The organism is Alloprevotella sp. (assembly GCF_057240785.1).
Genome location: NZ_DBHHRH010000029.1, coordinates 1 through 12,372 on the forward strand (window position 1 = coordinate 1; position 12,372 = coordinate 12,372).

The following is a 12,372-nucleotide window of genomic DNA, read 5'->3' on the forward strand; positions in this document are numbered from 1 at the left end:
GTAGGAACATACGTAATACTTGAAACTCTCCACAAGTGGTAAGTAGGGTGAAATACTGCTTCTGCTGCAACTTGCGCTCATAGGTTTCCTTGACCTGTAACTTTGCCCTGCAATGAGGGCAAGTGCAAGTTTCTTTATGTTTGTTCATTACCCAACTATGCCCACAATCCATACAAGTGGTGCGACCTTTTGGCAAGCGGTAGGCAAAGTGGTCTATGCACTCACGGAATGCCCACTTGCCTTGTGTCTTGGTTATTGGGCGAAGATGCTTGCTTTGTTCCAAAACCTCCTTCTCAAATTTGTTTCTCGGTTTCATAGGCTTAAAAATCGAATAGTGATGGTTGTACTTGGGTTGCTATGTTCTCGGTCTTTTTAACTCGTGCGTTACGGCTCTGTATCTTTGCAAGTTCCTCACGCTGATATTGCTTAATGGCTTCCTGCCTTGCTTCGGCTTTTTCTTCCTCTGTGAGTTCTACAATGTGATTGACGGTAACTTGGCAAGAAATAGCCTTACCCACCTCTATATCGTCTTCATCGTAGTAATGCACAGCCATAGAGAAGATTTCATCATCATCAAAGCCGTTGCAACCGCTTTTCTGCACTTCATTAAGAATGTAGGTGATGCACTCCTCGATATTCTTGTTCGGCTTCATCAAGTTAGGGGCAAACAAGGGGTCTGCCATAGCACGCTGATTGAGATACTCGGCTATTGTCCGTGTGAAATGTTCTGTTCCTTTCATTGTCGTATATGTTTTGATGTTGTTAATACTTGGGAATTTCTACTATTTGATTGATGCGCCCATATAGGTAGGCTCTTAGGCTTGTTCTGTCGGGTGCGTAATACTCTGTCCATTGTCCGTACTGATTGACAAGGTATTTCTTCAGTACATCAAAGAAGTCAAAGCGATAGCCTTGCAGGGGAACGGCTGTGCGGAAATAGGTGTTTGAGTTCACCGCTTCGGCAAGCCAATTCTTTTCCTCACGGCTCATCATTTCGCCACGATAGAGTTTCATACGCAGGAGATATACTTTGCTATTACAAAGGCTCTCCAAAGGGGGAACGTCCCATTGTACAAACTTAATTGCCAACACTTGCTCACTTTTTTCAGCCACAGGGTTAATGCGGTAATGAGAGGAGGAGCTATATCCTTTTCTGTTCATCGAAGATGTTGTATTTACTTTCTGCTTATCCATAGCGACATTTTTTTTTATGCGTCCAAAGATCGGAGTATGCTGATTCCTTTTTGTAGCAAAATAGAGGTAGCGGGGCGGGCTTACACAAGGTTTTGGCGGAAAATACAACCCGTAGGTGTGGAGATTTTCCAGACAAACCAAGCGGCATAGACCTTTTGAAAGCCACAAGCCCCGTACTACCTTTGCGGATAAAAAGGGAACAACATCCGTCTTCTTGTCATCGCATATCGTGGAGCATTGGAAAAGAAGCAAAAGTGCAACGCTCGTAGTGGAAAATAGAAAAGGTGGCTATCTCAATATGCGAGATAACCACCTAATGAACGATAAATGAAAGGTATTGCAGAGCCGTGCTTCTCAAAGCACGCATAGCAGGATGGCACAGAGAATTGCCAGCCAGAAGAGAATGCTCAGCAGCGTAAAGGTAACTTGGAGAATGACTCTGACGATAAAGCGCAGTATCAGAAAACCTGCAATGACTGACACGGCGGTAACGACCTGTGACGTTACAATCTTTGAGATAAGCCAAACAGCACCGATAACGATAGAAAACAGGATAGCGAGTTCGATGAAGCGTGTCCAAGAGAAGCAGCGGACTTGCTTGGGAGAAGTCTGCTGCTGCTTGATATTATCGGTTTTGTTCGATGCGTCTGCCTTGATGAAGGCAGGTGTGTGAACGTCTTGATTCATGATGATTGTATTCATATCGGAGCTTTTAATAGTTCAAGAGCAGTTACAAGATACTCTTCCACACAAAGCCAAGTGTTTGTAAAACTATTGGTGTGTGGAGAAGAGTGGTTATCTTGGCTCTTGACACTACAAAAGCTCCCGATGGTGTTACATCAAGTCATGTTCTCACCGCCTATCGTTGGCAGACCATTGACCTCAATGATCAGAACGATTATCCCTGTCAGTTCAGTGTAGAGTTTCTCATACTCTGGACTCGCCCCAAAGTCGTCTGTCAGTTCATACTTATCGAAAACGCTTTGCACAGCCTTATTCTTCAGAAGCATAGGTGTTAGTCTTTCAGGAAGAGGAGAAGGGAGTTCTTTCTCGAACTCATTTTCCAAGACAGACACAAGCGTGTCGTACTTGGAAAAATGCAAATCTTGGTATAATACTTCACTTGCCATTGTCTCAGCTTCGGGATGCGAGAAGCCCTGTGTCACTGCATCGCAGTAAGCTGTCAATGCTTCGTCGGCTCTTGCCGTTATGAATGATTTGTCACTTAACATTTCGGGGAAATGCTCACTGAGGTAGTTCTCTAACTTCAAACGGAAGTAAGAAAGCTCTTTCTTTGTTGTTGTCATAATCTTCTTGGTTTAGGGTTATACATTATTTTGAGTTGATGCCCATAGCAACATTGAACTTGTCTAACTTGCCAGCCAACTGTTCCATATCGTGTTCTATTTTCTTATTGGTAATGCGAGCATAAATTTGTGTAGTTTTAATGTTGGTATGTCCCAGCATCTTCGACACGCTTTCCATTGGAACGCCCTTACTTAGCGACATAGTGGCAAATGTATGCCTTGCAAGATGAAAGGTCAGGTTCTTCTTGACACCGCAAAGGTCGGCTATTTCTTTCAAATATGCGTTGGTTTTCTGATTCGTTAAGATGGGAAACAGTTTGCCGTTCCGATAGGTCTTATGACTGTACTTGGCGATGATACTCTTTGGAATGTCAAGAAGCAACACATTTGTTTCCACACTTGTTTTCTGCCTTCTGGTCATAATCCACTGCTTATCATCAAGTGTTACGATATTGTCTGGTGTGAGATTGGAAACATCAATATATGCTAGACCTGTGAAACATGAAAAGATGAAAACATCCCTTACTAACTCCAAGCGTTGAATAGCAAGATACTTGTTGGCTATCTTCATAATTTCCTCATCCGTGAGAAAACCACGATTAACTGGCTCCAAGTGAAAACGATGATTGAGGAAGGGGTCGTGAAGAAGATAACCATGTTTTTGCGCATAGATGGTTACGGTCTTGAGTGCCTTCATTTTCTTGACAGACGTGTTGTAAGCGCAGCCTGCCACCGTGCTCAGATACAACTCAAAATCCTGTACCACGGATGGCGTGAACTCTGTGAGTCCTATATCCTTCCTTCCATATTTATGGATAAGGAACTCTGAGAAATGTCTTCTCAAAACACTGTACTTTTGCAAACTATCTTTGCTGATGGTGTGTCCGACACGCTGTCTGACATCTTCGTTGAACTTGTCAAATACCGGGAGAAAAGTCGTGTATTCCCTGTCTTTTCCTACAAAGAAAGAACGGATTTTATCCAATGACAGGGACTCGTCATCCTCAAACTTGTGGTAAATTCCATTCAGCATTGTGGAAATGGAGTCCAATGCGGCATTAGCGGATAAGGCTTCTGCCGTCCGACCTTTGAGCCTGCTGGTAGTGTTATTCCACAGCGACTTGTCCACGAATATTTTCGTAGATCCGAAATTAGCCATCTCTCCGTTAAGGAATACTCGGAGCATTACAGGCGACTTTCCTTCTTTGTTCTCATAGTTTGAGCGTAGGTAGAAGGACACCTTGAAAGTTGTTCTCATAATGCATCATTCTTTTGTGTAGCACTCGGCTGCAAAGTTAATATATAACACTCTGAAAAAGAAAGAATTAATGCCGTCAATATGGTATTCAGAATACCGTCACTGCTACATTTTTTGCTACTGCAATTTTTGTGTAGCAGTTTATGTAGCAGAATTTGACCGAATGATGATTGTCAAAACATAGGGTTATGCCGTCAGGCGATAAAGGTATATACAAAGAAAAATCGTTGTAAAACCTTGATTTTACAACGATTATCTAATTTTTAAAGGCTAAAATGAAGACCCTTGTGAAGACCTTTTAAAGCCTATTAGCGGAGAGAGAGGGATTCGAACCCCCGGTGCCTCTCAGCACGGCGGTTTTCAAGACCGCTGTAATCGACCACTCTACCATCTCTCCTTTCAGTCGCTTGACGCGATGGCTTTTAGTCGAAAAGCGGTGCAAAGATAAAGGTATTTTTGGATACAACAAAGGGAAAAGGCATTTATTTTATATTTTTTTGAAATTTAGTTGATTTGGCCCAAAATAGAACAGGGGACACTGATTCGCGCGCCAAAGCATGGGGATTTCTTTTTCAAAGGTGTTGGGAGGTTTAAGGTGGAGGAAACAAGATGGGAGGAGTATTATACCGCGAAAGGGGTAGTTGAGACAGGAAAGGCTTTGCGTAATTTTGCAACCACCAAAAGAAATGAAAGTTTAGAAATATATTCATTAAAGAAAATAACAAAGAAAATTATGAAGAAGACATTAGTGGTGTTTGGTTCCAGCACCGGAACTCTCGAGGGCATTGCAGAAGACATTGCCAGCAAGTTAGGAGCCGATGTTAAGAATGTATCAGAAATTGATGCAGCTTTACTCGAAGAATATGACAACCTGCTGTTGGGATCTTCCACTTGGGGCGCTGGCGAAGTTCAGGACGACTGGTACGATGGCCTCGAAGTGCTGAAACAAGCTAATTTGGCAGGCAAGACGATTGCGCTATACGGTTGCGGCGACGCTGAAAGCTACGGCGACACATTCTGTGGTGCACTGATCGAGCTCTACAACGCAGTGGTTAACAGTGGTGCCAAACTGGTAGGTGCTGTTGATGCATCAACTTATAACTATGTAGAGTCTGAAGCCGTTATTGATGGAAAGTTCGTGGGCTTGGCTCTCGATGTTAACGAGGACAACGACGAGCGCATCGCCAATTGGTTGGAAGAAATCAAAGGCGAGTTGGCTTAATCTCTTTCCGAAGCTTAGCTGGGCACATTTGTTACCCGACCTGACAGTCCCCTACTCGCGGCATTCCTTTTGTTTAAGGAGTTTGTCAGAAAGAAGATTCCGCTTGCGGAACGAATAAAGGGCTGGTCCCGTAACTCACAAACACATTTTTATTATGGCAAAGTTTGAAAAAGGTAAGATTTTCGTAGCAAACGATTTGGTAGACTATGCAGAAGGTGGCGTAGTAAGTAAGGAATTGGTACACAGCAATGCTGGTAGCGTAACGCTGTTTAGCTTTGACGAAGGCCAAGGTCTCTCCGAACACCTCGCACCTTTCGACGCCTTCATCCAAGTGACTGATGGCGAGATGCTACTCAACGTTGAAGGTACGGACAATCGCATCAAAGCCGGCGAGAGCTTCATCATTCCCAGTGGGGCACGTCACAGCGTAAAAGCTGAACGTCCCTTCAAAATGATTATTACAATGATACGAGGGTAGACACGAGGGGGACGACAACAAGATACAAGGGACGAGCATTAGAGCGGAGATGTTTTCTTCAACCAAGATCTCGTACGAGGTGACTTGCAAAATCGTCCCCCGCCCTTTGTTATAAAACAAAAGAAACAATGAAAATCGAAAAAATTCACGCAAGAGAAATCCTCGATTCAAGAGGTAACCCCACAATAGAGGTAGAAGTGACACTCGAAAACGGTGTAATGGGTCGCGCCAGCGTTCCCTCTGGTGCTTCTACAGGTGAAAACGAAGCACTCGAACTTCGCGATGGCGACAAGGCTCGTTATGGTGGTAAGGGCGTTTTGAAAGCTGTTGAGAATGTCAATAACATTATTGCTCCCGCGCTTCGTGGCGACAATGTGCTCAATCAGCGCGCCATCGACTATAAGATGCTCGACCTCGACGGTACGCCGACGAAGAGCAACCTGGGTGCTAACGCCATTTTGGGCGTGAGCTTGGCTGTGGCTCAAACGGCTGCCAAAGCCCTGAATATGCCGCTTTATCGCTACATTGGTGGCACTAACACCTATGTACTTCCTGTCCCGATGATGAACATTATCAATGGTGGTGCTCATAGTGATGCCCCCATCGCCTTCCAAGAATTCATGATTCGTCCGGTAGGTGCAAGTTCTGAGAAGGAAGCTATCCGCATGGGTGCAGAAGTGTTCCACGCATTGCAGAAGGATCTCAAGAAGCGCGGCCTCTCCACTGCTGTGGGCGACGAAGGCGGTTTCGCACCAGCTCTCGACGGCATTGAAGACGCCCTGCAGAGCATCGTCGACGCCATTCGCAACGCGGGCTACGAACCGGGCAAGGACATCCGCATCGCTATGGACTGCGCAGCGAGCGAGTTTGCCTCTGTTCGCGATGGTAAGTACTACTACAACTACAAGCAACTCTCCAACGGAATGCCTAAAGATCCGAACGGCAAGGAACTTTCCGATGACGAACAGATTGCTTATCTCGAAGAACTCATCACCAAGTATCCTATCGACTCTATTGAGGACGGTCTGGATCAGAACGACTGGGAAGGCTGGAAGAAGCTCACCGCTGCCATTGGCCACCGCTGCCAGCTTGTGGGCGATGACCTCTTCGTCACCAACACGCGTTTCCTAAAGAAGGGTATCGAACTGGGTGCAGCCAACTCTATTCTGATCAAGGTTAATCAGATTGGTTCGCTCACCGAAACTCTTGAAGCCATCGAAATGGCTCACCGTCACGGCTACACCTCTGTAACTTCTCACCGCTCGGGCGAGACGGAGGATACCACGATTGCTGACATCGCTGTGGCTACCAACTCTGGACAGATCAAGACAGGTAGTATGAGCCGCACCGACCGTATGGCTAAGTACAACCAGCTTATTCGTATCGAAGAGGAACTGGGAGCCTGCGCAAGATATGGCTATGAGGCTTAAAAATTGGACAATTTAGGCGGACACTACTATCCGTCCTAAAAAATACTCAAAACGAGGTACAAGAACAGAGAGGTTTTCCCTCCACTTGTACCTCGTTTTTCTTGTGTGCTAAAAGCCATCTTGGGAAATGGCAAAATTGAGAAACACACTCACCGTAAACCACTGACAAACAAGCGTATAAAGAAGGGTAAAAATATCCTTATTGTGTCAGCTGACAGAATAAGGCTGTCAGTTCACGCAATAAGGCTGTCAGCTGACAGTCTTATTGTATTTTTGTCCCCTCATATACTTATTCTTTCCTACCTCAACTCTTGTATTTCGCAGCTCACAACTTCTCCTTATCTTTGCATAAGAAAATCAAAAAGAAGAAATATGACATCTGATATTATCTGGGGAATACTCATCCCCCTCATAGGCACAACGCTGGGTGCCACCTTTGTGTTTTTGCTCCGAAAAGAGTTGACCCTCTCCGTCAACCGAATGCTCACAGGTTTTGCTGCCGGAGTGATGGTGGCAGCCTCTGTGTGGAGCCTTCTCATCCCCGCCATCGAGCAAAGTAGCCAGATGGGGCGATGGTCCTTTGTTCCAGCCGTCATCGGCTTTTGGATAGGTATCCTTTTCTTGTTGCTGCTCGACAAAATCATCCCCCACCTCCACGCAGGAGCCGTTGCACCAGAAGGTCCGAAGAGCCATTTGCAGCGTACCACGATGATGGTACTCGCCGTCGTACTCCACAACATCCCCGAAGGTATGGCCGTGGGAGCTATCTACTCCGGACTCTTGGGCGGCTCCAGCAGCGTGACGGCGGCGGGAGCTCTGACGCTCTCCATCGGTATTGCCATCCAGAACGTGCCCGAGGGAGCTATCATCTCGATGCCACTGAAGAGTGCGGGAATGAGGAAGCCGAAAGCCTTCCTTATGGGCTTCCTCTCGGGCGTGGTAGAACCCATTGCGGCCGTCCTTGTGCTCGTGGCTACAAGTGTTTTGCTCCCTGTTCTCCCCTACACGCTTGCCTTTGCAGCGGGTGCAATGATCTATGTCGTAGTGGAAGAGCTGATTCCAGAGATGTCGGAAGGACCTCACTCCAACATTGGCACCATCTTCTTTGCCGTGGGCTTCAGCGTGATGATGATGCTCGATGTGGCGTTGGGATAAACCGTAGAAAAACAGAAGAAAAATGATGCTACTTCGAAAATACCCCTTCAAGGAAAGCACCTGGGGAGAACAGTTGCTCTATGCCGCCATCGTTTTCCTTATTCTCTATTTGCTGCGCCCCTTTGGGCTGGCAGCTGCCAAAGGCAACATTTTGCTGCCGTGCCTTGCGTCGGGCCTCATCACCTTTCTCCTCGAGATGGTGCATACACTCGTTGCACGGCAGGTGATGAAGCACAAAGCGAAATGGACAATCCTCGACGCCAGTATCGCCACGATTCTGCTCGTCGTCTTTATCGGCGTGGGGAATTTCGCCTTTTGGGGTTTGTATTTCGGGGTGAGTCTGTTTAATCTCTCCTTGCTTCTTACTTTCCTCTATTGGACCTCCATCATTGGCTTTTTTATCACGTTCATCTCCATAGGCATTAGCTACAATCGCCTACTGCGAACAGAACTCGCTTCTATGCTCAACAAAACGGCGGAGCAGCAAACCGACATCCGCGTGAGCATCCGCGATGCAGCAGTGAGGGGACAAGCTCTGGAGTTGCCCATCAACGATTTCCTCTTTGCCGAGTCGGTGAGAAACGACATTATTGTTCACTACAAGCAGCAGGACACCGTTGCCACCCGAACGTTCCGCCTGACCATTGCCGAACTCATGCAGCAACTCCCCTACGACAATGTCTTTCAGTGTCACCGCTCCTTTATTGTCAATCTCAACAACATCACGAACGCCAAGGGTAATTCCAACGGCTATGTCCTCACGCTATCTCCAGCCCAAGAGACTGTACCCGTGTCGCGCTCCTATGTGGCGAAGCTCAAAACGTTCTTATAAAAACAGAGAAAGAAAATCGGATTTATCAACTCAAAGATAGGTCCGATTTTTTGATAATTATTTGCAGAAAAAACTTAGTTGTTCGTCCCCAGAACTCGCTGCTCGTCCCACGCAGTAGTTATTTCTCCCAGAAAGTGGTTGTGCGTCACAACTATTTGCACGGTATTTTTCCCTTACATAATTTTGTTGCAGGAAATCGAACTGATACGGCCGTTTCTCCTTCGATCCAGATTCATTAAAGTTCCACTAAAAAACAACAAAACTTATGAAAACTATCATTTCAAACCTCGCCTTCGCCTTCTTCTTTATTGCAAGTATGAGTTTCTCCGCTTCGGCTCAAACCACCAAGGAAAAACCGCTCGACATGAAGCAGCAAATCAGCGCTTGCCTTAGTCAGATGCAAGCTCCCACGCCCGAAAACCTCCTCAACTGCATTACACAGATGGAGCAAATAGAGGCACAGTTCCCCGACAGTGTACAACCAAAGTATCAAGCGGCGCGCCTCTGCCTCATCTTTGCTGTGATGAATCCCCAAAACGACCAGGCCGACGGCCTCGCCAAAGCGGCAGACCGACGCATCAGCCAACTCCGACAGATGAAAACGGCTTCACCCTCCGATGTCTATACACTGCAAGGTTTCTACCTCACTGCGCTCATCGTGAAAGACCCGATGAAAGAAGGCCCTGTCTATTATCGCGACGCGCTCGACTGCTTCGACAAGGCGCTACAACTCGACCCTAACAACGCGTTTGCGCGACAACTGAAAGCGCGCTTTGTGGAAGAAGCAAATCGGATTACGGGAACTAAATAAAAACACATCGGACTGGTTGGCGTCCTCAGCGCATTGCTGAATGGCTCAACCAGTCCGATTTTCTTTCTTTGAACTTTTCCGCTTTTCTTTCTCGCGCGGAAAAGTTTGCTTAGTCGCAGCTAAGACAGAATAAATAGGAGCGTCCTAAAAGTCTATTTTCACATCGATGCCTACTTGCAACGGGCGCGTATATTGCGCATAGCGGCGCGACATTGAGACAAAGGACATCTCGCTATAATGGGCTTTCGTCAGATTTCTCGCCCAGAAATCAACACTCACTTTACCAGCTAACTCCACTCCCGCGTGGGCATTGAGCACTGCATGGAACGGACTGCTAAACGTATTGGCTTCGTCCCACCAAATACGCCCCGCACCCACCATTTCAGCTCCAACTGTGAAGGCCTCAAAGAAAGCATTCGATAAAGGTTGGCGGAAGTCGGCCGAAGCCGCAAGCGTGTGTTCGGGAGCATAAGGCACAAAATTTCCTTTATAGTTCGTTGCGTGCGTAGCCCCTTTGGCCAGTCCGAGAAAATACTGCGTAAAAGTGCTATGTGCCCACCCATAGGAGGCTTGCAGGCTCAGGCGGTTGTCGAGGAGGGAAGAGCGCACGCTCAGCTCCACTCCGTACGTCCGGCTTCGCCCTGCGTTCACAATCTCGCGCCCCATACCGCTGGGTGAGAAACGCGCCATCTGCAAGTGGTGGGTACTGAGAAGAAAGGCCGCAGCATCCAGTTGCAGCGCGCCTTCGAAGAGCGTGAGATGAGTGCCCAACTCGTGGTTCCAACTGTATTCAGGTTTATAAGCCAATGCGGACACACTCACCTCTCCGGGCATATTAGCAGCAATCATACCGCTCATGCCAGCGATGGCCTTTTCTCGGCTCTCGTCCGTCAGGCTCGGCAGCGTTTGCAGCGTAGCGATGCTGTAGTCGCGCACCTGTCCCATGATGTTTCGGCGTAGGAGGTTTTGCGCAAGGTCGCTGTAGTTCTCCAGATTGTAGCCACCACTGCGATACCCCTTGCTCACTGCCCAATAAACATTTCCGATGCCGCTGGGCAAATCATACTGCAATGCCACCTTCGGAATGAGCTGCCAACTGCCATGATGGCTTTTTCCAGCCAGTCCTGCTTCGTTCGTGAAAGACTGATTGATGTCGAGCCCAAACGTAGGCATCTGGAGTTGGAAGAGATAGTTGTAGGGGCGCGCAGGAGAATTGAGCGTCAGCGCATGGCGGTCGTAGTCGAGGCGAAGTCCTGCTGTGAGCGATAGTCCCTCAAGGAGAAAGTGGCGGAAAGTGGACTGATGGAACAGTGCCACGTTCATCCCCGGAGTTTTCAATGAAGCATCGAACGGCAAACGGGAGTCGGTGAACTGCAAAGTAACGAAACTCGGCATCACACTGCGGAACATTGAATTGAGGAAGTCCACTCCGCCCGCATAGAAATTGACGGGGCAAGTGGTGCGCTTATTCTCGTAGAGAAAGAAAGCCCCCGTGGTCCACGCCCAGTGGCGTCCGTTGCTGCCTTTGAAGTTCAGCTCTTCGCTCACGCTGTTCATCCGCTGCCGCTGCTCAAGAGAAAAGATGTCCGCGCGGATGTAATCTTGGTCCATAAACAGGCGGTCGCGGAGATGGAGGTAGGAAGTAATGGCCGAAAAGGTGAACTTCTTGGCTTTATACTCTACGTTGAGTCCCGTATGAAAGAGTCCGCGGCGATAACTGCTTTGGCGATTCTGGGAGATGAGGTTGAGGAGATGAGGATAAGGCTCAGAAGCGGAGGTTGAACCAAGATAGTAGTAAGGGTTACTATCCTCATCGCTATAAAGATAGGCCGAACTGAAATCGAACCGCAGGCGTTCGTTGGCGCGCCAAACTGCTCGAAAGCGACCTCCGCCCTCGTTGCTGCCATCGGCTTTGCGCCCCGTCGTCGTATTACGGAAGAAACCAGCACTACCCGCATAGAGTCCGCTCAGCGAGATGTCCAACCCTTGGGCGGGGTGAAGGAAAGTGGTGGCACTGATGCGCCGCCCCGTATCTGGTCCAGATGCTCCCAATCGTACGGTCGTGCCGTTATGTCGCGAGGGATCGGCCGTGAACACACGCATCAAACCGCTCATCGAACCGCGCCCGTAGAGCGTCCCCTGCGGTCCGCGCAGGAGGTCGATACGGTCAATGTCGAGAAAAGAAGAGTCGTAGCAGGCTTTATCCGCAAAGGGAATATTGTCAACATAAAGTCCAACGGCCGGCGTATTGATGCGCGAACCCACACCGCGCACATAGATAGCACTCGTAAAGCGCGAACCATAGTTGGGCATATACACATTGGGCGCAAAAGCCGAGAGATTCTTCACGGCCTCAATGTGGTGGAGCGCTATCTCCTTTGTGCCAAACACAGAAGCCGAGACAGGTTGGTGGCGAAAAGCTGTGTGCTCTTTGGGAGAAGCCACAACGACAGCTTCCTCAATATCGTACACCCGCGAAGTATCCACAGGCGTGTCTTCCATAGTGCTCGCACTCACCGTTAGCGGAAAAGCCAACGCGCCGAGCAGCAGTTTGTTATGCCTCATCTTAAATTGTTATTTTGTTTCGCTGGCAAAATTACATTTTTACTTGCGCGCCCGAAATCCTTATTTATAGGGACTTAAAACAACTTAATGCTGTCGGAACACATCTTTTTCCATCTTTTT

The 12,372-nt window shown here is 47.8% G+C and carries 12 protein-coding genes, 1 tRNA gene and 1 pseudogene; 6 read left to right on the forward strand and 8 right to left on the reverse strand.

The window, feature by feature from the left end; genetic code table 11:
* From ACO4R2_RS06025 to ACO4R2_RS06055, 7 genes and pseudogenes are all read right to left on the reverse strand, one after another.
* Positions 1-316 (reverse strand): annotated as a pseudogene (locus ACO4R2_RS06025) (PcfJ domain-containing protein); the annotation flags it as partial.
* A gap of 4 nt (positions 317-320) precedes the next feature.
* Positions 321-740, reverse strand: coding sequence for a PcfK-like family protein (locus ACO4R2_RS06030; protein WP_484769556.1), 420 nt, complete (start codon positions 738-740; stop codon positions 321-323).
* A 22-nt stretch (positions 741-762) separates the two neighbouring features.
* Positions 763-1,194, reverse strand: a complete 432-nt coding sequence (locus ACO4R2_RS06035; RefSeq protein WP_484769557.1) for a hypothetical protein — start codon at positions 1,192-1,194, stop codon at positions 763-765.
* A gap of 354 nt (positions 1,195-1,548) precedes the next feature.
* The gene (locus tag ACO4R2_RS06040; protein ID WP_315407899.1) at positions 1,549-1,896 is read right to left on the reverse strand and encodes a hypothetical protein; all 348 of its coding nucleotides are present in this window, start codon (positions 1,894-1,896) and stop codon (positions 1,549-1,551) included.
* 137 nt (positions 1,897-2,033) lie between these two features.
* Positions 2,034-2,501: a DUF1896 domain-containing protein gene (locus ACO4R2_RS06045; protein ID WP_006046175.1), complete on the reverse strand. Its 468-nt coding sequence runs from the start codon at positions 2,499-2,501 to the stop codon at positions 2,034-2,036.
* 25 nt (positions 2,502-2,526) lie between these two features.
* Positions 2,527-3,759 (reverse strand): site-specific integrase, encoded by a 1,233-nt coding sequence (locus tag ACO4R2_RS06050; RefSeq protein ID WP_484769558.1) that lies wholly within the window; start codon positions 3,757-3,759, stop codon positions 2,527-2,529.
* A gap of 312 nt (positions 3,760-4,071) precedes the next feature.
* A tRNA-Ser gene (locus tag ACO4R2_RS06055) sits at positions 4,072-4,156 on the reverse strand.
* A gap of 336 nt (positions 4,157-4,492) precedes the next feature.
* On the opposite strand from ACO4R2_RS06055, the gene fldA reads away from it, so the two are divergent.
* From fldA to ACO4R2_RS06085, 6 genes are all read left to right on the forward strand, one after another.
* On the forward strand, positions 4,493-4,981 hold the full coding sequence (fldA, locus tag ACO4R2_RS06060) for a flavodoxin FldA (protein WP_484769559.1): 489 nt from the start codon (positions 4,493-4,495) through the stop codon (positions 4,979-4,981).
* A gap of 154 nt (positions 4,982-5,135) precedes the next feature.
* Positions 5,136-5,459, forward strand: a complete 324-nt coding sequence (locus ACO4R2_RS06065) for a cupin domain-containing protein (protein ID WP_183695271.1) — start codon at positions 5,136-5,138, stop codon at positions 5,457-5,459.
* Positions 5,460-5,587: 128 nt separating this feature from the next.
* On the forward strand, positions 5,588-6,889 hold the full coding sequence (gene eno, locus ACO4R2_RS06070) for a phosphopyruvate hydratase (RefSeq protein WP_484769560.1): 1,302 nt from the start codon (positions 5,588-5,590) through the stop codon (positions 6,887-6,889).
* 372 nt (positions 6,890-7,261) lie between these two features.
* Complete coding sequence (locus ACO4R2_RS06075) at positions 7,262-8,044, forward strand: ZIP family metal transporter (RefSeq protein WP_484769561.1); 783 nt, start codon at positions 7,262-7,264, stop codon at positions 8,042-8,044.
* A 22-nt stretch (positions 8,045-8,066) separates the two neighbouring features.
* Entirely contained in the window at positions 8,067-8,876 is an 810-nt protein-coding gene (locus ACO4R2_RS06080) for a LytTR family DNA-binding domain-containing protein (RefSeq protein ID WP_484769562.1), read from the forward strand.
* Positions 8,877-9,141: 265 nt separating this feature from the next.
* Entirely contained in the window at positions 9,142-9,687 is a 546-nt protein-coding gene (locus ACO4R2_RS06085) for a tetratricopeptide repeat protein (RefSeq protein WP_484769563.1), read from the forward strand.
* Between the two features lie 144 nt (positions 9,688-9,831).
* On the opposite strand, the gene ACO4R2_RS06090 is transcribed toward ACO4R2_RS06085, so the two are convergent.
* On the reverse strand, positions 9,832-12,252 hold the full coding sequence (locus tag ACO4R2_RS06090) for a TonB-dependent receptor (RefSeq protein WP_484769564.1): 2,421 nt from the start codon (positions 12,250-12,252) through the stop codon (positions 9,832-9,834).
* Positions 12,253-12,372: the final 120 nt, after the last annotated feature.